We start from the raw sequence: 22,149 nt of genomic DNA on the forward strand, positions 1-22,149 counted from the left end.
CAAACTAAGGACAGATTATGTGTTTAGGTATTCCGGGACAGATCATTCAAGTAGCTGACAGCGCATTACAGCTTGCTGTAGTCGATGTCTGCGGAGTAAAAAGAGAAGTTAATATTTCATTAATTTGTCAGGATGACCCAAAACCTCTAGTTGGCAAATGGGTTCTCGTACATGTGGGTTTTGCCATGACAATTATTGATGAAGAAGAAGCCAAACAGACTCAAGAAGCCTTAATTGCCATGAGCCAGCTAGAACACGAAGTCGGCGATTTTCTTGGTCTCAATCAAAAATAAACAGGATTGCGTTATGCAAGGGATCGAATTACGCATAAAAGGAAAAGTTCAGGGCGTGGGATTTCGCCCTTTTGTCTGGCTTCTGGCAAATCAATATGGATTAAATGGAGATGTCAATAATGATGGACAAGGCGTGTTAATTCGTTTTGTCTCTCCACCAGCAAATGCACTTGAGCAATTTTTATCCGACCTACAAAATAAACTCCCACCTCTAGCGCAAATTACTGACATTACTCAGCGCACCATAGATTGGCCTGAAGCAGCCACAGTAACAAGCTTTACTATCCGGGAAAGCGAAAACAATCAAATGGACACGCAAATTATTCCCGATGCAGCAACCTGTCCACATTGTTTAGCTGACTTATTCGATCCCAACAATCGACGTTATCACTACCCCTTTACCAATTGTACCCATTGCGGTCCGCGTTTTACCATCATCAAGGCAATTCCTTACGACCGAAAAAACACGGCGATGTCTGTTTTTCCGCTTTGCCCACAATGTGAAAAAGAATACAAAAATCCCGCTGATCGTCGTTTTCATGCTCAACCCAATGCTTGTTCGGTCTGCGGCCCTCATATCTGGTTACAAGATCGAGAACAAACGCTTGCTACTCATGAAACAGCACTAAAACAGACCGCACTTTTATTGCAACAAGGTCACATCGTCGCGGTTAAAGGTTTAGGCGGTTTTCATCTGGCCTGTGATGCGAATAATCAAAAGACGGTTGATTTATTACGTCAACGGAAACATCGTCCCACAAAACCATTAGCCATTATGGTGCCTGATCTGCCGTTTTTACAGGATTTGAGTTCTCAAGAAACAGAATTGCTAACCAGCAGTGCAGCTCCGATTGTACTGCTAGCAAAACATAAAGTACCCAATATTGCTGATAACATCGCACCTAACTTGCAAGAAATCGGTGTCATGCTTCCAAGTAATCCACTACAACATTTGTTGTTACGTGCGGTTAATCGTCCGCTAGTCATGACCTCTGCGAATGCCAGTGGGCAACCTCCTGTATTGAAAAATGAACATGCAGTGGAACAATTAGCTGATTTAGCGGATTTTTATCTTTGTCACAATCGCGATATTCTACAACGTGCTGATGATAGCCTTGTTCGCGTTGCCTTCGATGGATTAGAAACACTACGTCGTGCTCGAGGCTATGTGCCCGATGAAATACCACTTGAAACACAAAGCACAAAAAATGTGTTGGCGTTGGGTTCTGATCTGAAAAATACCTTCTGCTTACTACGTCACAATAAAGCCGTACTGAGCCAACATATTGGTGATACTGCAAATGAGCAAGTGCGGTCACAATTAAGTGAAAACCTTGCATTATTTCAGCAGATTTACCAATTTAAACCAGACATTATCGCGGTGGATGCTCACCCTGGCTATTTTTCATCTTCTATCGGGAAAAAACTTGCCGAACAGCAACAAATCCCCCCCATCGAAGTACTTCATCATCATGCTCATATTGTCAGCGTAATGGCCGAACATCATTGTAATGAACCTGTAATTGGTCTTGCACTAGACGGTATCGGCATGGGGGAAAATGGACAACTTTGGGGAGGCGAATGCCTACTCGTTGACTATCAACATAGTCAATATTTAGGTGGTCTGCCGGCTGTTGCTCTACCAGGTGGCGATCTTGCAGCTAAACAACCTTGGCGAAACTGGTTGGCTCACCTGCATCAATTTGTGCCACAGTGGCAAGAAATACTCACAAAAACTTGCACTGAACCGAATTGGCAAATATTAGTTAATGCCATTGAGCGCGGACTCAATTGTCCACCTATATCATCTGCGGGTCGTTTATTTGATGCCGTAGCTTATGCTCTCGGTATTGCACCAACCATTGTTTCTTGGGAGGGCGAAGCTGCCTGTCATTTAGAAGCACTAGCAAACACCTCGTCTTTGGTGACACAAGCACAAAGTGCGGTCAATATTCCAGTAAAAATTCCACTTATAAGCAATAAACTGGATTTGGCGTACTTTTGGCAAAGTTGGTTGAATTACCATGCGCCTGTTGAAGATAAAGCCTTTGCCTTTCATTATGCTCTCGCCCAAGGTTTTGCTGAACTTGCTGCAAACCAAGCACGCCGGCACCAATGCCGTACTATCGTGTTATCTGGTGGTGTGATGCATAACCAACTGCTACGTCGCTTATTAAAAGAACATCTGGGCGAATTCCATGTACTGAGTGCGCATAAACTACCGATGGGTGATGGCGGACTCAGTTTAGGTCAGGCTGTTATTGCCATGCACAGAAATTGATACTCCTTAATATTAAAATATAAGAAAAAGAGTTAATCGAAAAATAACGATTAACTCTTTTGTTTTTTTTGTATTTCTTTTTATAGCGGAATACTGGAAAAGAAAACTAGTAGTAACGGTGGCAGAATATTCGTGACAAATCCGAATGAAATCGCAATTGGCGTGACTTCAATACCTCCCGCTTTTTGAATAATTGGCAAGGTGCAATCTATTGCTGTCGCCCCCGTAATCCCAATTGCAGTAGAACGGAAATGACGCATAAATAATGGGATGACAAATAAACTGACAATTTCACGGGATAAGTCATTAAAAAAGGCAATACTACCCTGTACTGGTCCCCATGCATTGGTTAATACCACGCTGGATAATGAATACCACCCCATTCCAGAAGCAAACGCCAGTCCTTGTGTAATTGGCATCGCTAAAACAAAAGCGGCAATCACACCACCTAGTAACGAGGTAAACGTAAACACCATCCCCGTTTGGAAACCTCGTTTATTGAACAGAGCTTCTTTCAAGGAAATGCCGTTGTTTCTTAGCTGAATTCCTACAAAGAAAATCAATACGATCAATACATACAGATTAATTCCAGTAGGCAACATGAGATAGGATTTGAATAAGAAACCACAAAGGGTACCAATCACCACTGTGCCGGAAAGTTTGAGCGAGTCAATTAAGGAGTGCCAGCGAGAATCAATTTTACCTTGTGATTTAAGTGGCTCAGCCGGGTTAAAGCGGTCATAAAGCATCAAACCAATCAGATTGGATCCCAAAATGATCGCAGATAGTGTTACCGCAGTTGTGCCAATAATCGGCAATTTATGCTCTAAATCATCTAACTGGCCGAGTAAATAGCCCATTAAGAAAAGAATGATGTAAAGCAAAAACATCACGATATGATTAATTTTTGCAATATAGGATTTATTATTGACCTTTAATAAATAACCTAACACCATTGGTATTAAGACAATTAATAAGCCATTTATCATATCCTGCATCATACTTCTCCTTTCTTATTCCATTGAAGCTAGCATACCCCTTTTCGTCCTCTTTTTCAAAGCGCATAAAAAAAGTGCGGTCAAATCAACCGCACTTTTAATCATCTGAAAATTAAACTGATTAGCCATTTACTTGGCGACGTGCTAATACAGCATCAGATAACTGTTTTAACACGATTTCTGTATCTTCCCAACCAATACAAGCATCAGTGATACTTTGTCCGTAAGTCTGCGCTTTACCATCGACTAAATCTTGACGCCCTTCAACGATATGACTTTCTACCATGACACCAAAGATCTGTTTTGAACCACCTGAAATTTGCTGGCAAACATCTTCACAAACGTCCATTTGTTTTTTGAATTGTTTGCTACTATTTGCATGGCTAAAATCAACCATTACATGTGGAATACGACCTGATTTTTCGATCTCTGCACAAACTTTTGCAATGTCTTCCGCCTTATAGTTAGGGCCTTTATCGCCACCACGTAAAATAATGTGGCAGTCTTCATTTCCCTTTGTTGAAACAATAGCAGAATGACCAAATTTTGTTACAGATAAGAAATAATGGGAAGCTTCTGCTGCGCCCATTGCATCTAATGCCACTTTCACACCACCATTTGTGCCATTTTTAAAACCCACAGCACAAGATAAACCTGACGCTAATTCCCGGTGTACTTGAGATTCAGTTGTTCTCGCACCAATTGCACCCCAGCTCATGAAATCAGCTACATATTGTGGTGTGATCATATCTAAGAACTCACCGGCTGATGGTACGCCTAAGTTATTGATGTCAGATAATAATTTACGTGCAATACGCAAACCATCATTTAAACGATAGGTATCATTTAAATAAGGATCATTAATTAACCCTTTCCAGCCCACTGTTGTACGCGGTTTTTCAAAGTAAACGCGCATCACCACTTCAAGTGTATCTTTATATTTATCACGTAATACTTTTAAACGTTTTGCGTAATCTAATGCGGCTTTAGGATCATGAATAGAACAAGGACCAATTACCACAAGTAAACGGTCATCTTTCCTATGAATAATATTGTGTGCATGTAAACGGGTTTTATGAACTAAATCTGCAGCTTCTTGACTTGCTGGAAATTTTTCTAATAAGGCAATGGGAGGCAATACCTGATCGACTTTTTCAATTCGGGTATCATCATTTGCAACTTTTACTTCGATTTCTTCTTTCTTCGTCGCCATATGTCACTCTCTAAATCTTAAATGTTGTGCTTAAATCTAATGGCGTTACTCTACACCTATTTTTTGTACTAGTAAACTAGTTCATTTGAATTGTTACACAATTATTATGTGATTGCGTAAAATTTATACTACCTAAGCAGTAAAATAGGGCGTTATTAAACTATATTTCCGCCTTGGCTGGCAAGGTTTTTGACGTAAAAATAGGTTGTACCAGCCCTATTTAAACAGAATGATTCTTTTATCCTTCAAATTAACAAAGAGGTTTAGATAAATGCGGGCAAAAAGAACAATTTCAACATCTACCACACTTTTTAAAAATATTTTTTCAATGCCCTTGTTTTTACTGAACATCCCCCTCATTTTTTTGTCTGATTGAACACTTATTCAGTCATTTATTTTTACTTGGAGAACTCTATGAAGAAAAGAAATTTTGTATTAACCGGTATAGCATTAGGTTTAAGCGTGTTTGCAACCTCTTTATCCGCTCAAGCGGCTATTCCAAATGAAATTGTCGAACAAGGCAGCCTTGCGCCCATGTTAGAAAAAGCACAAGCAGCAGTTGTGACCCTTTCTGTTGAAGGCAAAGCAAAAGCAAACAGCCGTTCAGCATTACCTGATGATATTCCAGAAGAATTTAAATTTTTCTTTGGTGATCAATTTGGCGAACAATTTGGTGGAGATCGTGGTGCATCACGCAACTTCCGAGGTTTAGGTTCTGGCGTGATCATCAATGCAGATAAAGGCTATGTTTTAACTAACAATCACGTGGTAGATGGTGCGGATAAAATCACCGTAAAATTGCAAGACGGACGTGAGTTCAAAGCCAAACTCGTTGGAAAAGATGAACAATCAGATATTGCTTTAGTACAAATCGAAAAACCAGCAAATCTCACTGCGATCAAAATGGCTGATTCCGATAAATTACGTGTCGGTGATTTTACCGTTGCTATTGGTAACCCATTCGGTTTAGGCCAAACCGTGACATCAGGTATTGTTTCAGCACTTGGTCGTTCTACTGGTTCAGATAGCGGTGCATATGAAAACTATATCCAAACGGATGCGGCGGTAAACCGTGGTAACTCTGGTGGCGCATTATTGAACTTAAAAGGTGAATTAATTGGTATTAATACCGCGATTATTTCTCCAAGTGGTGGTAACGCCGGAATTGCCTTTGCGATTCCAAGCAACCAAGCCAATAACCTTGTGCAACAAATCTTAGAATTTGGTGAAGTACGCCGTGGTTTACTCGGTATTAAAGGTGGCGAATTAAATGCCGATTTAGCAAAAGCCTTTAATGTTAGTGCGCAACAAGGTGCATTTGTGAGTGAAGTCATTCCAAATTCTGCTGCCGAAAAAGCTGGCTTGAAAGCGGGTGATGTGATCACTGCAATGAATGGTCAGAAAATTTCAAGCTTCGCCGAAATGCGTGCAAAAATTGCAACTTCTGGTGCAGGTAAAGAAATTGAACTCACTTATTTACGTGATGGCAAAACTGACAACGTAAAAGTGACTTTACAAGCAGACGATGGCTCTCAAACGGCAAGTAAAACAGAACTTCCTGCACTAGATGGTGCAACCTTAAACAACTACGATGCAAAAGGTGTTAAAGGTGTAGAAATTAGTAAAGTACAGCCAAATTCAATGGCAGCACAACGCGGTTTAAAATCAGGTGATATCATCATCGGCATCAACCGTCAGCCAATTGAAAGCACGCAAGACTTACGCAAAGCGCTAGATGAAAAACCATCTGCTGTTGCACTCAATATCTTACGTGGCAAAAACAACTTCTACTTATTAGTGCAATAAAATAAAAAGAGCGGTTAATTTGACCGCTCTTTTTCTTTATTCAGATATCATAAACTGCTCTCTCAATTGATGAAGTTGATCACGTACAGCAGCGGCTTTTTCAAATTCGAGATCTTGAGCAAATTTATACATTTGTTGTTCCAATTTCTTAATTTGTTGTTGGAATTCTTTGGCTGATTTAGGCGCATTGTAAAGTGCGGTCGGTTCAGCTGCTGTTTTACCACGCTGTTTCGATTTGGCTTTTTGATTTGCACCTTGACCAATATCTAACAACTCGCCCACTTTCTTATTCAATGCCTGTGGAACAATGCCGTGCTCTTCATTGTATTTCATTTGTTTTTCACGACGGCGATTCGTTTCGGTAATGGCTTTTTCCATAGATTTAGTAATGCTATCAGCATACAAAATTGCTTTACCATTTAAGTTTCGAGCAGCACGGCCGATAGTTTGGATTAAAGAGCGCTCAGAACGCAAGAAACCTTCTTTATCCGCATCTAAAATCGCCACAAGAGAAACTTCAGGAATATCCAAGCCCTCACGTAGCAAGTTGATACCAACCAATACATCAAATTCGCCTAGACGTAAATCACGAATAATCTCTACACGCTCAACCGTATCAATATCAGAATGCAAATAACGCACACGAATGCCATGTTCATCTAAGTAATCCGTTAAATCTTCTGCCATTTTCTTCGTCAGCGTTGTCACTAAAACACGCTCATTTTTGTCCGCTCTTTGACGCGCTTCGGAGAGCAAATCATCCACTTGAATGGATACTGGACGAATTTCAATTTGTGGATCGAGTAAGCCCGTTGGACGTACTACCTGATCGACAATTTCACTGCCTGATTTTTCCAACTCATAAGGGCCTGGTGTTGCAGAAACGTAAATCGTCTGTGGTGCTAAACGCTCAAACTCTTCAAAGCGTAATGGACGGTTATCCAATGCAGAAGGCAAACGGAAACCATATTCCACCAAGGTTTCTTTACGAGAACGGTCTCCACGATACATCCCACCAATTTGCGGCACAGTTACGTGCGATTCATCAATAATCAAAATCGCATCAGACGGCATATAATCAAATAATGTCGGAGGCGGTTCGCCTTCATTTCTGCCTGAAAGATAGCGTGAATAGTTTTCGATACCTGAGCAATAGCCTAGCTCGTTCATCATCTCAATATCAAATTGTGTACGTTGGGTAATACGCTGCTCTTCCAGCAATTTATGTTCCTTGATGAAATATTCACGGCGTTGCACAAGCTCCGCTTTGATTTTTTCAATGGCATCTAAAATACGCTCTCTTGGCGTCACATAGTGGGTTTTCGGATACACCGTAAAACGTGGAACAGTGCCAAAACTTGTGCCCGTTAAAGGATCAAATAAACTTAAACGTTCAATTTCATCATCAAATAACTCAATTCGTACTGCTCGATCGTCAGATTCCGCAGGGAAAATATCAATCACTTCGCCACGCACACGGAATGTACCACGCTGAAAGGCTTGATCGTTTCTTGTATATTGCAATTCTGCCAACTTCGCTAAAATCTGACGTTGATCGATAATTGCACCTTGTTGTAAGTGCAACATCATCTGCAAATAGCTATCTGGATCACCCAAACCATAAATCGCTGATACGGACGCCACTACAATAGTATCTCGACGTTCTAAGAATGACTTCGTGGCAGAAAGACGCATCTGTTCAATTTGATCATTAATTGAAGCATCTTTCTCAATGAAGGTATCACTACTCGGTACGTAAGCTTCTGGCTGATAATAATCATAGTATGAGACGAAATATTCCACTGCGTTTTCAGGAAAAAACGCTTTCATTTCCGCATAAAGCTGAGCAGCGAGGGTTTTATTTGGGGCAAGTAACATCGCCGGGCGATTTAATGTCGCTATGACATTTGCAATGGTAAATGTTTTACCTGACCCCGTTACCCCTAAAAGGGTTTGATGAGCCAAACCATCCTCTAAATTTTCGACTAATTTTTCGATTGCTTGGGGTTGATCACCGGAAGGTTTAAAATCAGAATGAAGGATAAAAGGCTTAGTATTGATTTTCTCTGCCATAAGTGCGGTCAATTTTTTAGGTATTTTATAAGTGGAGCTATTTTAGCACATTTATTGCTCCAAATTGAGTGATAAAAATCCAAGTTTTACACATACTTAGGCGTGTCAAGTCTGAAACACTTCAAAATTGAAAAATATTTTATTTTTTTTGCTGGACTTTATGTAACGTATTGATATTTAAACAAATATCAACGAATGGCTAATAGATGAACAATTTGAGACAAAGCCAGTCTGCACCAGTGGTTGACCATTTTAAACAAAAACAATCCACAAAGTTATCCACAGGCTTTGTGGATAGCAAAAACGGTAAATTTTTTTGTCATTTTTTTCATTTTGAGTATTGACAAGCGACAGGTCGCTCATTAAAATGCGCGCCTATTCTTTGTGATACCAAATTTATTCCTCCTTAGTTCAGTCGGTAGAACGGTGGACTGTTAATCCATATGTCGCAGGTTCGAGTCCCGCAGGAGGAGCCAAATTTCTCTTTTGGTTTAGCTTTCGTTTGTCTCCTTTTACGAATCCTAAATTTGTAGCCAAAAGAATTTAAGCCCATCGTGTTGATGGGCTTTATTTTTATCTAATCAATGCTTATTTGATGAATTATCAGGCTAATTTAATGATGAGCGGTCATCCATTAAGTTATCACATTCCCAGCCAATATAGTCGCCTGAAAACTCCATAGCTAATTTTTCAAAGCGCTCTACCCACTCGAAGATCTCATTACTGTCTAATGAAAGCTCTTGCTCCAATTTCACCATGAAATAAGGCTGTTCATCTTCTTCCGTCTGGATGGCTTGGCTTGAATATTTCAGCGTACTAAAAGACACTTTTCCAAGCGTTAGTTCATCCATAAAGGGAAACATTTTTTCTTCTTCATCAAAATGGAAAGTATGCTCAATCAAATAAGTATCACTTAAATTACGCCCTTTGCTATTCAGCATACTCAAAATCTCTTCCGTCGCATTTAATTTCATTTCCAATGGAGAAGCCAATAAGAAATCGAAATAGGTATCCCAATTGGGATCATCCTGCACATTGATTTCTGAGACAAAATCAAGCTGCTGAAGCGTTTCTTTAAGCAAAGCATCGTGTTCACAATAAAAATGCATTTTTGCCTGATGGTTGCAAATAAAATGCCCTGCAAAGAAAACATTTGGAAGTGCGGTCAATTGTGCAAGGATTTTAAAAAGACGATTAATCAATTTTTCATATTCGTCTTCATTCGGCAAACCGTCCTCATCTCCCTGATAAGGCACGGTAAATTGCACAACTTTACTAAGATGCTTACCATGATAAACATCTAAATCTTCAATATTTGCGGTAAACACGGCAGGCATGCCATTCACTTGTGAACGGTAATTCTGCCAATTTGCCATATCCATGTTGCTTTCCTATTTAAATTCTGCCCAGATTGGTGCGTGATCGGACGGTTTTTCCATTGCACGAATATCTAATGCAATGCCAACATCAACGCAACGTTCTGCTAATTGACGATTCACTAAAATATGATCGATACGTAATCCACGGTTGTCATCGAAACCTTTTGAGCGATAATCAAACCACGAGAACTTGTCATTGACTGTTGGGTTTAATTTGCGGAACGTGTCTTCCAATCCATAATCGTATAAGCGTTGATACCATTCACGCTCTTCGGGTAAGAATGAGCATTTGCCAGTACGCAACCAACGTTTGCGGTTTTCATCACCGATACCAATATCTAAATCACTTGGACTAATATTCATATCACCCATAATTAAAACCGGATTGGCTTTATCGTGATCTTGTTCTAAATAGCGTTGAAGATCCGCGTAAAATTTTTCTTTTGCTGGAAACTTAGTTTCATGTGAACGGCTTTCGCCTTGCGGGAAATAGCCATTAATTACTGTTAACAAACCAAATGGGGTTTCTAAATCCGCCATAATAATACGTTTTTGCGCATCGTCATTATCTGTTGGAAAACCACGACGCACCGCTTTAGGTTCTTGTTTGGTTAAGAGCGCTACACCATAGTGGCCTTTTTGTCCGTGATGAAAAACGTGATAACCCAGATTTTCAGTAATCGCATAAGGAAAGTCCTCATCTGCTACTTTGATTTCTTGTAAACCAATCACATCCGGTTGGTATTTTTCAATAATTGCTTCAAGTTGATGAGGGCGAGCACGTAAACCATTAATATTAAAAGAGATAAATTTCATTTTTGTTCCTAATGTGAAAAATTGGGTCTATTATACAAAATAATTGAAATCTTAACCGCACTTTTCCTCTTGTAACAGAAGAAGTTACGCCTATTAATGTGATTACGCTTCAGTTGCACTCAAATGAATTTGCTCCTTCTTTCTCATTAAAATTTTTCCTAAAAACGCACTTTATTAATAAAACTAACTTGCTTATACTGGCGGCGTTTTTATTACTTTACTCGGATCATTTTATGAATATTTATACTTACTTGTGTTTCCTCACCACAATAGCCATTCTTATCAGTTTTATCACACGCAAACTGAACGATAATATCCAATATACCATTGCCATCACCGCCACTTCTATGGCTGGCTCGCTTTTCCTGGTGTTATTGGGATATTTCGGCTGGTTTAATTTGGATGATATCGCCACTCGCGTCATTGAACGCATTGATTTTAAAGATTTCTTATTAAATGGGATTTTAGGCTTTTTACTCTTTGCCGGCGCCTTAGGCATTAAACTTCCGGTCTTGAACAATCAAAAATGGGAAATTACCACTTTCGCTCTTTTCTCAACGCTTGCCTCCACCTTTTTTATTGGTTTTCTACTTTATGGCGTTGCCTTACTTTTCGGCTGGCATATTGATTTAATTTACTGCATCTTATTTGGTGCACTCATATCGCCTGATGACCCTATTGCCGTACTTGCCATTATTAAAAACTTAAAAGCACCAAAACGCTTATCCATGCAGGTGGAAGGCGAATCACTTTTTAATGATGGGATTGGCTTGGTGATTTTCACCACTGTTTTTGCTGTCGCATTTGGCGGTCATGAACCGACAGCAAACGGTATTCTTCATTTATTTTTTAAAGAAGCCTTAGGTGGGATTGCCTTTGGATTGGTTTTAGGTCTATTCGTCCATTATCTGATTTCAGCCACTGATGATGGTTCGTTAGAAATTCTCTTAACCTTAATCGTACCTACTGCGGGCTTTATGCTGGCTAATCTCTTACACGTCTCAGGTGCATTAGCCATGGTTGTCGCGGGGATTTTAATTGGTAACTGGACAAGATACACCGGCTTTTCTCAACAAAGCCAACGCTATTTAGATCACTTTTGGGAAATGATCGATCACTTTCTCAATTCCTTACTCTTCATCTTAATCGGTTTAGCGATTTTATTGATTCATGTGTCTTGGCAAGGGTTAATCTTAATTTTTCTTGCTATTCCGGTTTGTTTAATCTGTCGCTATGCCAGTGTTTGGCTACCATTCCAAGTCATGAAACGCTACCGTAAATACAACCCTTACACGATGAAAGTGCTCACTTGGGGCGCATTACGAGGCGGATTAGCACTCGCTATGGCGCTTTCTATTCCAAGTGGCCAATTTTATATTGAAGGATTAGAAATGGATGTTCGCGATCTTATTTTAGGTATGACGTATGCGGTTGTGGCATTTTCAATTCTCGTACAAGGCATGACAATTGAAACCTTAATTCGTAAATCAAAAGAAGCCACCATGCGTGAACGTGGCTATACAGGTATCGGATTAGCGAAATAATCAATCACGTTTATATCTTTGGCTCAGCATTTGCTGAGCCTATTTTTTGAATCTGAGACATAACACCTTCACGATGCCACCACTCCCCTTCTTTAGGAAGAGTAAACACATCAAATGCCTGACCTTTAAATTCAAATTGCAATCTTGCAGCGTGTAAATAAGTGCGGTCAATATTTTCAGTGTTTTTACCATAAAGTGCATCGCCTAAAATAGGGCTACCCAAGCTTTTCATCGCTACACGCAATTGATGAGTTTTGCCTGTTTGTGGCTTTAAGATAAATAATCGTAAATTAGGCTCACAACTTACACTTTCAAAACGAGTAATCGCGGGATTTTCTTTCGATTGGCAGAGTTTCCAGGCTCCGTTCCTGGCTTTTTGCATATCCCCTACAATCAATCCTTGTTTCTTTTTGGGTTTCTGATTGCTAAGAGCGAGATAAGTTTTTTGAATATGGTGTTCAGAAAAAAGTCGGAAAAATTCAGCCGCACTTTCGGCGTTTAATGCTAAAATGAGTAAACCTGATGTCACTTTATCTAACCGATGTACAAGCCAAACTTGTGACACGCCAAGCTGCTCAGCAAGCAAAGTGGTTAAACCAATTTCGCTTTGATCTTTATGCACGCTCAGACCACAAGGCTTGTAAATAATGATAAAATCATCAGTCTGATAAACAATGTCTAATTTCATAAGTGTGGTTAAAAATTAATGAATTTTGAACATATTATACTGGTTTATATTATTCCCGTGTTAATTTGGGTGGCGGTTATTTCTGTCACCTTGCGGTTGCTCGTCAAAAAACAAGCGGTTTCCGCTACGTTGTCATGGCTGATGATTATTTACCTCGTGCCGCTGATTGGTGTCATTGCCTATTTAATTTTTGGTGAAGTGAAACTCGGTGCTCGCCGTGCCAAAGCATTTCAGTTGTTAAAACCTAAATACATCAAATGGCTTAATCTGCTTTCAGAGCAAAAAGATGTGGTCACTCACTCTAAAGACCCACGTTATCGTGCTTTATTTAAATTAGTCCACCAACGCTTAGGCATTCCGAATATTCGAGGAAATGAATTACATATTCTCGATACCCCGGAAACCATTATTCGAAGTATCATCGGTGATATTCAACAAGCTCGCCATTCCATTAATATGGTCTTTTATATTTGGAGTAATGATGGGTTAATTAATGAGGTTAAACAAGCGTTAGAAGAAGCTGTGCAACGTGGCGTAAAAGTTTGTCTTTTACTGGATTCCGTTGGTAGTAGAGCCTTTCTTAAAAGTGTTATTTGTAAAGAAATGCGAGCGAAAGGGATTGAGATTACAGAAGCACTACACGTAAACTTATTCCGAATGTTCTTCAGCCGAATTGATTTACGCCAACACCGTAAAATTATCGTGATTGATAACCAAATTGCTTACACAGGCAGTATGAATATGGTGGACCCCAATTTCTTCAAACAAGAAAGTAATGTGGGTAATTGGGTAGATATAATGGTGCGAATTAACGGCCCTGTTTCGCCTATTTTAAACAGCTTACATGCTTGGGATTGGGAAATTGAAACCAAGGAAGAATTACCCCTTTTATTACCCAATTGTCCGATTGTGGAAATTGATGACAATGATACCCACTCCGTACAAGTTATTGCGAGTGGTCCAGCTTTCCCGGATGATTTAATTGCACAATCCCTTGCAACAGTAATTTATGCGGCAAGAGAAAACATTGTGATCACCTCACCTTATTTTGTACCAAGTGACAATATCGCTGAGGCACTACGTATTGCTGCATTCCGTGGCGTTGATATCACGCTTATTTTACCTAAAAAAAATGATTCCTTGATGGTTCATTGGGCGAGTCGGACGTTCTTTGATGATTTACTCGAGGCCGGTGTCAAAATTTATCATTTTGAAGCAGGACTTCTACACACTAAAAGTGTGTTAATCGATAATAAACTTGCACTTATTGGTACAGTAAATATGGATTTGCGTAGCTTCTTGCTTAATTTTGAAGTCACTATTGCTGTAGAAGATCGTAATTTTGCCAATGAAGTAGCAATGCTTCACGAAAATTATTTAGCGAATTCTTCCGCGCTTAATATGCAAGAATGGATCAATCGCCCTTTCTATCATCGAATCATCGAGCGATTATTTTTCTTCTTTAGTCCATTACTATAATTTTTATAACCGATACAAAAAGGGCGTATCATATGATACGCCCTCTCTTATTTCACTTATTGGTTAACGTTTTTTTACGATAAACACTAAAGCGACTAAAACAACTGCTGTTGTCACAAATCCCGCTAAACCTGATGCTGTAAAGCCTAGCACAATATAACCCACAGCACTTGCTGTCGCGACAGTTGCTGCATAAGGTAACTGTGTGGTGACGTGATCCATGTGGTTACATTTTGCCCCAGTTGATGACAGAATCGTTGTATCTGAAACGGGTGAACAGTGGTCGCCACACACCGCGCCAGCCATGACTGCAGATAGACAAGGGAGTAATAACTCCGGTGCTGAATTGGTTGCCATTGCTGCTGCGATTGGCAACATAATCCCGAATGTTCCCCAACTTGTCCCGGTTGAGAACGCCATTGCCGCACCAAGTAAAAATAAAATAACAGGTAAAAATTGAACAGGAATGCTACCACTCACTAAAGAGGATAAATATTTACCGGTTTGTGCATCACCTACCACTTTATTAATTGTCCAAGCAAAGAATAAGATTGCAATTGCACCTAACATAGATTTAATACCAGCAATCCATGCTTTTCCATATTCTTGTAAAGAAACTTGACGCTCAAGAATAATCAATAATGTTGACATCGCAACCGCACTTGAACCACCTACAACAAGTGAAATTCCTACTGTCGTATTTTCAAATGCACCTAAGATACTGAATGGTTTTCCATCTGCCGCTAAGGCCTCACTACCTGTGTGAATCATCATAAAAACAGTGACGGTAATTAAGACTAAAATTGGTAAAATTAAGTTGCGAACTTTACCTTTCACACCTTCAATGACTTCTTCTTTATAATCGCGCTCCATGGCTAATTTTTCATGACGTGCCATTGACGCAATATCAAATGAGAAATAAGCCACAAAGAATACCATCAATAATGAGAAGATCGCATAGTAGTTCATTGAACTCATAGCAACGAATGCGCCCATTGGTGTATAAGAGGTAATAGAATACGTCGCCAATAAACCAGCCACGAGGGTAATAATGTATGCACCCCAGCTTGATACCGGCATCATGACACACATTGGTGCAGCTGTAGAATCAAGAATGTACGCTAATTTTGCACGAGAAACTTTGAAACGATCAGTAACTGGACGTGCAATCGCACCTACAGCAAGACTATGGAAGTAATCATCGATAAATGTCACAAACACTAAAGATGCCGCTAATAATTTCGCACCGCGACGACCTTTAATTTTATTTTGTGCCCATTCAGCAAACGCACGGTTGCTGCCTGACACAGTTAAAAGTGCGGTTAATACGCCAAGTAAAACTAAGAAAAACACGATATTCATATTTGAATTCATGCCTTCTTCGCTACTATAAACTAATGCCACAACATTATCTTTCAAATAAATAAGTGCATTCAATGGATTGAAATCAACCAACATTAACGCACCGACAATAATCCCTGCACTGAGGGACACCAAAACCCGACGAGTTGCAATTGCTAAAATAATCGCAAGTAATGCGGGTATAATTGAATAAATAGATGAAGAATAATCGACTAGTTCCATTAAGTTATACCTAATAATTTAATGGAGACAACGGCAAGAAAAGACACAAGCATGACCAGACCGAACCGTAGCGCTCCATAGTTAATACACAAAAACTATGACAGTCACGTTCCTTTCGAAGACGTGACCAACCGAATAAGATGACGCCTATTCGATTTCGGCAATCATTCCTTTCCTTTCCCTTCAACGCTATCCACTCCAGGAAAATACTCATAATGACCGCACCTCTACTGTTGTATAGGATGGTGAGAGATTACATTAAAATGAATGAAATTACCAATAAAATCTTATACTTTCCCCTAAATCTATTTTTTAATTTAAAGTTTCTAATGAGGTTGTTAAGACTTTGTTAAGTTGTTTTATAAGCAAACGTTTGCAATAACATGGAAAAACAATCAACTTTATACAGTAAAATATGATGACATCCGACCAATTAGTTTCCGTATTTAGGCTAATTCATATTTACCAAATATATTATTTTCGCTATTATATATATCTAGAAAATAATTAAGCATTCACACATATAAAGGGGTAATAATGAACGAATTAACAAAAGGTTTAACGAACCTTCGTAGTTTACGCGCTGCTGTACGCGATTTAACACTAGAACAAGCCGAAAACTCACTTTTAAAATTACAAGCTGCTGTTGAAGAAAAACGTGCTCAAGCAGCTGAAATTGAACAAGCTGAACAAGAACGTCGCGCACGTATCGCAAAATATAAAGAATTAATTAAACAAGAAGGCATCACGGCAGAAGAATTAACGGCAATTATTGGTATTGCACCGTCTTCAATTCGTAAAAAACGTGAACCTCGCCCAGCAAAATACAAATATACTGATGAAACGGGTCAAGAAAGAACATGGACTGGTCAAGGCCGTACACCTCGTGTGATTCAAAAGGCCTTAGATAAAGGTGCCTCTTTAGCTTCTTTCGAAATCTAATTTCATTATCAACTATGTAGAACCCATTTTTATGGGTTCTCTTTTTTTATTTATCTTGCAAAATATTCATTATGTTAGAAAAGAAAATATTACTAACCGACTGTCCTGATGATAAAGGCTTAATCGCCAAAATCACCAATATTTGTTACAAACATCAATTAAATATCCTTCATAATAATGAGTTCGTTGATTTCGAAACAAAGCATTTCTTTATGCGTACCGAATTGGAAGGCATTTTTAACGAAGAAACCTTATTAGCTGACTTAAATTATAGTTTGCCAGCGGGGACAAATTGCCGCCTAATCAGCGCTAAACGTAAACGTATCGTAATTTTAGTGACCAAAGAAGCGCACTGCATAGGTGATATTTTAATGAAAAATTACTACGGTGCGTTAGACGTAGAAATTGCGGCTGTAATTGGCAATCACGATAATTTACGTGAATTAGTTGAACGCTTCGATATTCCATTCCATTGTGTCAGTCATGAAGGGCTCACTCGTGTGGAACACGATAAATTGCTCGCTGAAAAAATTGATGAATATGCGCCTGATTACATTGTATTAGCAAAATATATGCGTGTATTAAATCCAGAATTCGTCGCTCGTTATCCAAATCGTGTGATTAATATTCACCATTCATTCTTACCCGCATTTATTGGGGCAAAACCTTATCAACAAGCCTATGAACGCGGTGTGAAAATTATTGGTGCTACGGCTCACTTTATTAATAATGAATTAGATCAAGGTCCGATCATTATGCAAAACGTGATTAACGTGGATCACACTTACTCTGCCGATGCCATGATGCGTGCAGGCCGAGATGTGGAAAAAACAGTATTAAGTCGTGCGCTTGATCTTGCCTTACATGATCGTATTTTTGTGTATAAAAATAAAACGGTGGTCTTGTAATGAAAGCAATCACTTTAGAGCCAATTTCTCGCATTGAAGGTGAGATCAACTTACCTGGCTCGAAAAGTTTATCAAACCGTGCATTATTATTAGCCGCATTAGCTAAAGGCACCACAACGGTCACTAACTTGTTAGACAGTGATGACATTCGTCATATGCTAAACGCCCTTAAAGCTTTAGGTGTAAATTACCAGCTTTCTGAAGACAAAACTTGCTGTGAAGTTGAAGGCTTAGGTGGCGCATTTCAGGTTGAAAATGGCTTGTCACTGTTTCTAGGCAATGCTGGTACAGCCATGCGTCCTTTAACGGCTGCGCTTTGTTTAAAAGGCGATACAGAAGGCGAAGTTATTTTGACTGGTGAGCCCCGTATGAAAGAGCGTCCAATCAAACATTTAGTGGATGCGCTTCTTCAAGCAGGTGCCAATGTTCGTTATTTAGAAAATGACGGTTACCCACCGCTTGCGATTCGTAATCAAGGGATTAAAGGTGGCATGATTAAAATTGACGGTTCTATTTCTTCTCAATTTTTGACCGCACTTTTAATGGCTGCACCTCTTGCTGAAGGCGATTTAGATATCCATATTGTGGGTGATTTAGTTTCAAAACCTTATATTGATATCACCCTCGCGATGATGAAAGATTTTGGTATTTCAGTTGAAAATCAACATTATCAAGTATTTAAGGTGAAAGGTAACCAATCCTATTTGTCACCAGGTAAATACATGGTAGAAGGTGATGCTTCATCCGCCTCTTATTTCCTTGCCGCCGCTGCGATTAAAGGCAACGTAAAAGTGACGGGAATTGGCAAACATTCCATTCAAGGCGACCGCCTATTTGCTGATGTGCTAGAAAAAATGGGAGCTAAAATCACTTGGGGTGAAGATTTTATTCAAGCAGAACAAGCTGAGCTCCATGGCATTGATATGGATATGAACCACATTCCTGATGCAGCCATGACAATAGCGACAACCGCTTTATTTGCAAAGGGTGAAACCGTTATTCGCAACATTTATAACTGGCGTGTGAAAGAGACCGATCGCCTTTCAGCTATGGCTGCTGAGCTACGAAAAGTCGGTGCAGAAGTTGAAGAAGGCGAGGATTTTATTCGCATTCAACCGCTTGCCCTTTCTCAATTTAAACATGCCGAAATTGAGACCTATAACGATCACCGAATGGCAATGTGCTTTGCGTTGATTGCATTATCGGATACCCCCGTCACGATTTTAGATCCAACATGTACGGCTAAAACCTTCCCAACATTCTTCGATGAATTTGAGAAATTAAGTGTTCGAAGCTAAAAACAAATAAAAAAAGCACCGAGTATTCGGTGCTTTTGCTCATTACTTCTGAATGGAAGATAAAAATTCTTTTCGAGTTTCGCGATCTTCTAAAAAGACCCCGCCATAGGCTGATGTCACGGTATAACTATGGGTATCTTTTACTCCACGAGCTTTCACACAGAAATGTGTTGCTTTCACATAAACGGCCACATCATCAGTTTCTAAAATGGTTTGAAATGCCGTTAAAAGCTGTTCGGTTAAACGCTCTTGCACTTGTGGGCGTTGCGCAAAAAACGCCACAATGCGATTGATTTTAGACAAGCCAATCACCCAATCTTTTGGATAATAGGCGACGGCAACATTACCATCAATTGTCACAAAATGATGTTCGCAAGTACTGGTCAAGGTGATGTCATTCACCTGCACCATTTCGCTCACTTTCATTTGGTTTTTGATTTTCGTCATTTTCGGGAAATTGGAATAGTCCATTCCACTGAAAATTTCATCAATAAACATTTTAGCTAAACGATTTGGCGTTTCTTCTAAGCTATCATCACGTAGATCTAACCCAATCAATTTCATCACTTCACGCATATGCGAAGCAATCGCCGCACGGCGCTCATCTTTACATTGAGTCGGATCAATCATTGGTGTTTCGATGCCTTTGGCTACCAAGGCGCGGCGGACACTTTCCGCATCAGGTGAAATAGCGTTCATTCACTTTCCATTTATAAAAAAATAATGCGTCATTCTAGCAAAAGATGAATTATTCGTAAAATGCGAAAAATCACCCTAATTTATTAATTTCCTTCATATTGTATTTCGGGCTACAATATATCCACTTTTATTTTGCTCAACCCAAAGGATTGATTATGTTGCCACTTGAAGATGCCTTGGCGCAAATGCTCAACCAACTTCCCTTCCCAACAAAAACTGAAACACTGGCTTTAACTGAAGCCACTGATCGTGTCTGTGCGGAAAATGTGATTTCTCCGATTAACGTGCCTTCTTTTGATAACTCCGCGATGGATGGCTATGCAGTTCGTTTAGCCGATTTACAGCAATCCATGACGCTTTCTGTCGCAGGAAAATCCTTTGCGGGTAATCCATTTCAAGGGGAATGGGTAGCACAAAGTGCGGTCAGAATTATGACGGGTGCGATGATTCCTGAAGGTGCTGATGCGGTGGTGATGCAAGAAGATGTCACTGTCAATGAAGATGGTTCTGTTACCTTTTCTGCCTTGCCTAAAGCCAATCAAAATATTCGCCGCATTGGTGAAGATGTGAAAAAAGGTGATGTGGTATTACATCAAGGGGATGAGTTAAATGCTGTTTCTTTACCTTTACTTGCATCATTAGGCATCGCTGAAGTGAAGGCTTTCCCACGATTAAAAGTAGCCGTGCTTTCAACCGGCGATGAATTAGTGCCTGTTGGCAAACCATTAGAAGCGGGACAAATCTACGACACCAACCGTTTCACCGTGAAGTTAATGCTAGAAAAATTAAATTGTGATGTGCTTGATTTCGGTATTCTGCCGGATAACCAAGCGGAATTTGAAGCGGCTTTTGTGAAAGCACAAGCGCAAGCAGATCTGGTTATCACAAGCGGTGGCGTTTCAGTGGGTGAAGCTGACTTCACGAAAACTGTGTTAGAAAAAGTAGGCCAAGTGAATTTCTGGAAAATAGCAATGAAACCTGGCAAACCATTTGCATTTGGTAAATTAGAAAATGCTTGGTTCTGCGGTTTACCTGGCAATCCGGTTTCTGCATTAGTGACATTCTATCAATTGGTTCAACCGGCTATTGCCAAATTAAGCGGTAAAAAACACCCGAAAAAACAACCGCACTTTCAAGCGATTGCCCAAACTAATTTGAAAAAAGCGCCTGGTCGTTTAGATTTCCAACGTGGTTTCTATCAAATTAATGAAAATGGTCAACTTGAAGTGCACCCTGTTGGTTTCCAAGGCTCGCATTTATTCAGCTCTTTTGTGAAAAGTAACTGTTTTATTCGCCTCGAAAAAGATCGTGGCAATGTCGCTGCGGGTGAAATCGTCACCATTGAACCGTTTAATCACCTATTGGGGCAATAATGGCTGAATTAAGCTACGAAGAAGAACTGCGCTATAACCGCCAAATCATCTTAAAAGCGGTTGATTTTGACGGACAAGAAAAACTCAAAGACAGCCGCATGTTAATTGTCGGTCTGGGCGGTTTAGGTTGTGCGGCAAGTCAATATCTTGCCGCCGCTGGCGTGGGTTATTTAACCTTGTTGGATTTCGACACCGTATCGCTTTCTAATTTGCAACGTCAGGTATTGCATACCGATAGTCGATTAAATATGCCTAAAGTGGAATCGGCAAAAATTGCCTTACAGCAAATTAATCCACACGTCGAAATTGAAACCATCAATGCACAACTTTCCGAAGAAAAACTCGCGGAAATCATACCGCACTTTGATGTGATATTAGATTGTACCGATAACGTGGATATTCGTAACGCACTCGATCGTAGTTGTGAGAAAGCGAAGATCCCGCTAATTTCAGGTGCGGCAATTCGTTTAGAAGGACAAGTTTCTGTCTTTACTTACGAACCCAATACTCCAACCTATCGCCAACTTAGCCAACTTTTTGGGCAAAATGTTTTAAGTTGTGTAGAAGCAGGCGTACTGGCGCCAATTGTGGGTGTTGTTGGCTCTATTCAAGCCTTAGAAGCCATCAAAGTGCGGTTAAAAATCGGTTCAAATTTATGTGGACGTTTATTGCTAATTGATGGATTAACCATGCGTGTCCGAGAAATAAAATTACCTGTCTAATAGTTGGACAGACCACAAGTCTGTCCTTCTCTCAAAATTACCCACAAATAATT

General features: G+C 39.8%; 18 protein-coding genes, 1 tRNA gene and 1 riboswitch. Of the genes, 11 read left to right on the forward strand and 8 right to left on the reverse strand.

Annotated features, from left to right (window positions below):
• Window positions 1-17: 17 nt before the first annotated feature.
• Complete coding sequence (gene hybG, locus HMPREF2732_RS02395; protein ID WP_005696275.1) at window positions 18-293, forward strand: hydrogenase maturation factor HybG; 276 nt, start codon at window positions 18-20, stop codon at window positions 291-293.
• A gap of 13 nt (window positions 294-306) precedes the next feature.
• The gene (gene hypF / locus HMPREF2732_RS02400; protein ID WP_070590799.1) at window positions 307-2,574 is read left to right on the forward strand and encodes a carbamoyltransferase HypF; all 2,268 of its coding nucleotides are present in this window, start codon (window positions 307-309) and stop codon (window positions 2,572-2,574) included.
• 80 nt (window positions 2,575-2,654) lie between these two features.
• Here the strand turns inward: hypF and HMPREF2732_RS09750 are convergent, their stop codons facing one another.
• Together HMPREF2732_RS09750 and aroG are read right to left on the reverse strand one after the other, a co-directional pair.
• Entirely contained in the window at window positions 2,655-3,572 is a 918-nt protein-coding gene (locus HMPREF2732_RS09750; RefSeq protein WP_186821524.1) for a LysO family transporter, read from the reverse strand.
• 121 nt (window positions 3,573-3,693) lie between these two features.
• On the reverse strand, window positions 3,694-4,785 hold the full coding sequence (gene aroG / locus HMPREF2732_RS02410) for a 3-deoxy-7-phosphoheptulonate synthase AroG (protein WP_070590801.1): 1,092 nt from the start codon (window positions 4,783-4,785) through the stop codon (window positions 3,694-3,696).
• 414 nt (window positions 4,786-5,199) lie between these two features.
• Between aroG and HMPREF2732_RS02415 the strand changes: the two genes are divergently transcribed.
• On the forward strand, window positions 5,200-6,591 hold the full coding sequence (locus HMPREF2732_RS02415) for a DegQ family serine endoprotease (RefSeq protein ID WP_070590803.1): 1,392 nt from the start codon (window positions 5,200-5,202) through the stop codon (window positions 6,589-6,591).
• Window positions 6,592-6,627: 36 nt separating this feature from the next.
• Here the strand turns inward: HMPREF2732_RS02415 and uvrB are convergent, their stop codons facing one another.
• Window positions 6,628-8,664, reverse strand: coding sequence for an excinuclease ABC subunit UvrB (uvrB, locus tag HMPREF2732_RS02420; RefSeq protein WP_070590806.1), 2,037 nt, complete (start codon window positions 8,662-8,664; stop codon window positions 6,628-6,630).
• Between the two features lie 400 nt (window positions 8,665-9,064).
• Between uvrB and HMPREF2732_RS02425 the strand changes: the two genes are divergently transcribed.
• Window positions 9,065-9,140: transfer RNA gene (locus tag HMPREF2732_RS02425), tRNA-Asn, on the forward strand.
• 132 nt (window positions 9,141-9,272) lie between these two features.
• Here the strand turns inward: HMPREF2732_RS02425 and HMPREF2732_RS02430 are convergent.
• Both HMPREF2732_RS02430 and xthA read right to left on the reverse strand, forming a co-directional pair.
• Window positions 9,273-10,046: a TIGR01619 family protein gene (locus HMPREF2732_RS02430; protein WP_049365825.1), complete on the reverse strand. Its 774-nt coding sequence runs from the start codon at window positions 10,044-10,046 to the stop codon at window positions 9,273-9,275.
• Window positions 10,047-10,055: 9 nt separating this feature from the next.
• A complete protein-coding gene (gene xthA / locus HMPREF2732_RS02435) occupies window positions 10,056-10,859 on the reverse strand; it encodes an exodeoxyribonuclease III (protein WP_070590808.1) in 804 nt (267 codons plus the stop codon).
• 233 nt (window positions 10,860-11,092) lie between these two features.
• Here xthA and HMPREF2732_RS02440 point away from each other — a divergent pair, with 233 nt between their 5' ends.
• Window positions 11,093-12,403 (forward strand): cation:proton antiporter, encoded by a 1,311-nt coding sequence (locus HMPREF2732_RS02440; protein ID WP_070590810.1) that lies wholly within the window; start codon window positions 11,093-11,095, stop codon window positions 12,401-12,403.
• 10 nt (window positions 12,404-12,413) lie between these two features.
• On the opposite strand, the gene HMPREF2732_RS02445 is transcribed toward HMPREF2732_RS02440, so the two are convergent.
• The gene (locus HMPREF2732_RS02445) at window positions 12,414-13,091 is read right to left on the reverse strand and encodes a TIGR01621 family pseudouridine synthase (protein ID WP_070590812.1); all 678 of its coding nucleotides are present in this window, start codon (window positions 13,089-13,091) and stop codon (window positions 12,414-12,416) included.
• Window positions 13,092-13,109: 18 nt separating this feature from the next.
• Between HMPREF2732_RS02445 and cls the strand changes: the two genes are divergently transcribed.
• Window positions 13,110-14,570, forward strand: a complete 1,461-nt coding sequence (gene cls, locus HMPREF2732_RS02450) for a cardiolipin synthase (protein WP_070590815.1) — start codon at window positions 13,110-13,112, stop codon at window positions 14,568-14,570.
• A 63-nt stretch (window positions 14,571-14,633) separates the two neighbouring features.
• Here cls and HMPREF2732_RS02455 read toward each other — a convergent pair whose 3' ends face one another.
• The gene (locus tag HMPREF2732_RS02455; protein WP_070590819.1) at window positions 14,634-16,154 is read right to left on the reverse strand and encodes a Na+/H+ antiporter NhaC family protein; all 1,521 of its coding nucleotides are present in this window, start codon (window positions 16,152-16,154) and stop codon (window positions 14,634-14,636) included.
• A 60-nt stretch (window positions 16,155-16,214) separates the two neighbouring features.
• A riboswitch (Lysine riboswitch) is annotated at window positions 16,215-16,392 on the reverse strand.
• A 299-nt stretch (window positions 16,393-16,691) separates the two neighbouring features.
• Between HMPREF2732_RS02455 and HMPREF2732_RS02460 the strand changes: the two genes are divergently transcribed.
• The 3 genes from HMPREF2732_RS02460 (at window position 16,692) to aroA (ending at window position 19,302) form a co-directional block, all read left to right on the forward strand.
• Window positions 16,692-17,096, forward strand: a complete 405-nt coding sequence (locus tag HMPREF2732_RS02460) for an H-NS family histone-like protein (protein WP_070590822.1) — start codon at window positions 16,692-16,694, stop codon at window positions 17,094-17,096.
• A gap of 71 nt (window positions 17,097-17,167) precedes the next feature.
• On the forward strand, window positions 17,168-18,004 hold the full coding sequence (gene purU / locus HMPREF2732_RS02465; protein ID WP_070590825.1) for a formyltetrahydrofolate deformylase: 837 nt from the start codon (window positions 17,168-17,170) through the stop codon (window positions 18,002-18,004).
• The gene (gene aroA, locus HMPREF2732_RS02470; protein ID WP_070590827.1) at window positions 18,004-19,302 is read left to right on the forward strand and encodes a 3-phosphoshikimate 1-carboxyvinyltransferase; all 1,299 of its coding nucleotides are present in this window, start codon (window positions 18,004-18,006) and stop codon (window positions 19,300-19,302) included. The genes purU and aroA overlap by 1 nt, the downstream gene beginning before the upstream one ends.
• A 42-nt stretch (window positions 19,303-19,344) precedes the next feature.
• Here aroA and folE read toward each other — a convergent pair whose 3' ends face one another.
• Entirely contained in the window at window positions 19,345-20,001 is a 657-nt protein-coding gene (folE, locus tag HMPREF2732_RS02475) for a GTP cyclohydrolase I FolE (RefSeq protein WP_070590828.1), read from the reverse strand.
• A 155-nt stretch (window positions 20,002-20,156) separates the two neighbouring features.
• Here folE and moeA point away from each other — a divergent pair, with 155 nt between their 5' ends.
• The gene (moeA, locus tag HMPREF2732_RS02480; RefSeq protein ID WP_070590830.1) at window positions 20,157-21,374 is read left to right on the forward strand and encodes a molybdopterin molybdotransferase MoeA; all 1,218 of its coding nucleotides are present in this window, start codon (window positions 20,157-20,159) and stop codon (window positions 21,372-21,374) included.
• On the forward strand, window positions 21,374-22,096 hold the full coding sequence (gene moeB, locus HMPREF2732_RS02485; RefSeq protein ID WP_049384212.1) for a molybdopterin-synthase adenylyltransferase MoeB: 723 nt from the start codon (window positions 21,374-21,376) through the stop codon (window positions 22,094-22,096). The genes moeA and moeB overlap by 1 nt, the downstream gene beginning before the upstream one ends.
• Window positions 22,097-22,149: the final 53 nt, after the last annotated feature.

It is taken from the genome of Haemophilus sp. HMSC061E01 (genome assembly GCF_001810345.1).
Lineage (GTDB): Bacteria > Pseudomonadota > Gammaproteobacteria > Enterobacterales > Pasteurellaceae > Haemophilus_D.

Coding starts and splice junctions, on each gene's coding strand:
- hybG (WP_005696275.1), top strand. CDS start 18: ATGTGTTTAGGTATTCCGGGACAGATCATTCAAGTAGCTGACAGCGCA.
- hypF (WP_070590799.1), top strand. CDS start 307: ATGCAAGGGATCGAATTACGCATAAAAGGAAAAGTTCAGGGCGTGGGA.
- HMPREF2732_RS09750 (WP_186821524.1), bottom strand. CDS start 3,572: ATGCAGGATATGATAAATGGCTTATTAATTGTCTTAATACCAATGGTG.
- aroG (WP_070590801.1), bottom strand. CDS start 4,785: ATGGCGACGAAGAAAGAAGAAATCGAAGTAAAAGTTGCAAATGATGAT.
- HMPREF2732_RS02415 (WP_070590803.1), top strand. CDS start 5,200: ATGAAGAAAAGAAATTTTGTATTAACCGGTATAGCATTAGGTTTAAGC.
- uvrB (WP_070590806.1), bottom strand. CDS start 8,664: ATGGCAGAGAAAATCAATACTAAGCCTTTTATCCTTCATTCTGATTTT.
- HMPREF2732_RS02430 (WP_049365825.1), bottom strand. CDS start 10,046: ATGGATATGGCAAATTGGCAGAATTACCGTTCACAAGTGAATGGCATG.
- xthA (WP_070590808.1), bottom strand. CDS start 10,859: ATGAAATTTATCTCTTTTAATATTAATGGTTTACGTGCTCGCCCTCAT.
- HMPREF2732_RS02440 (WP_070590810.1), top strand. CDS start 11,093: ATGAATATTTATACTTACTTGTGTTTCCTCACCACAATAGCCATTCTT.
- HMPREF2732_RS02445 (WP_070590812.1), bottom strand. CDS start 13,091: ATGAAATTAGACATTGTTTATCAGACTGATGATTTTATCATTATTTAC.
- cls (WP_070590815.1), top strand. CDS start 13,110: ATGAATTTTGAACATATTATACTGGTTTATATTATTCCCGTGTTAATT.
- HMPREF2732_RS02455 (WP_070590819.1), bottom strand. CDS start 16,154: ATGGAACTAGTCGATTATTCTTCATCTATTTATTCAATTATACCCGCA.
- HMPREF2732_RS02460 (WP_070590822.1), top strand. CDS start 16,692: ATGAACGAATTAACAAAAGGTTTAACGAACCTTCGTAGTTTACGCGCT.
- purU (WP_070590825.1), top strand. CDS start 17,168: ATGTTAGAAAAGAAAATATTACTAACCGACTGTCCTGATGATAAAGGC.
- aroA (WP_070590827.1), top strand. CDS start 18,004: ATGAAAGCAATCACTTTAGAGCCAATTTCTCGCATTGAAGGTGAGATC.
- folE (WP_070590828.1), bottom strand. CDS start 20,001: ATGAACGCTATTTCACCTGATGCGGAAAGTGTCCGCCGCGCCTTGGTA.
- moeA (WP_070590830.1), top strand. CDS start 20,157: ATGTTGCCACTTGAAGATGCCTTGGCGCAAATGCTCAACCAACTTCCC.
- moeB (WP_049384212.1), top strand. CDS start 21,374: ATGGCTGAATTAAGCTACGAAGAAGAACTGCGCTATAACCGCCAAATC.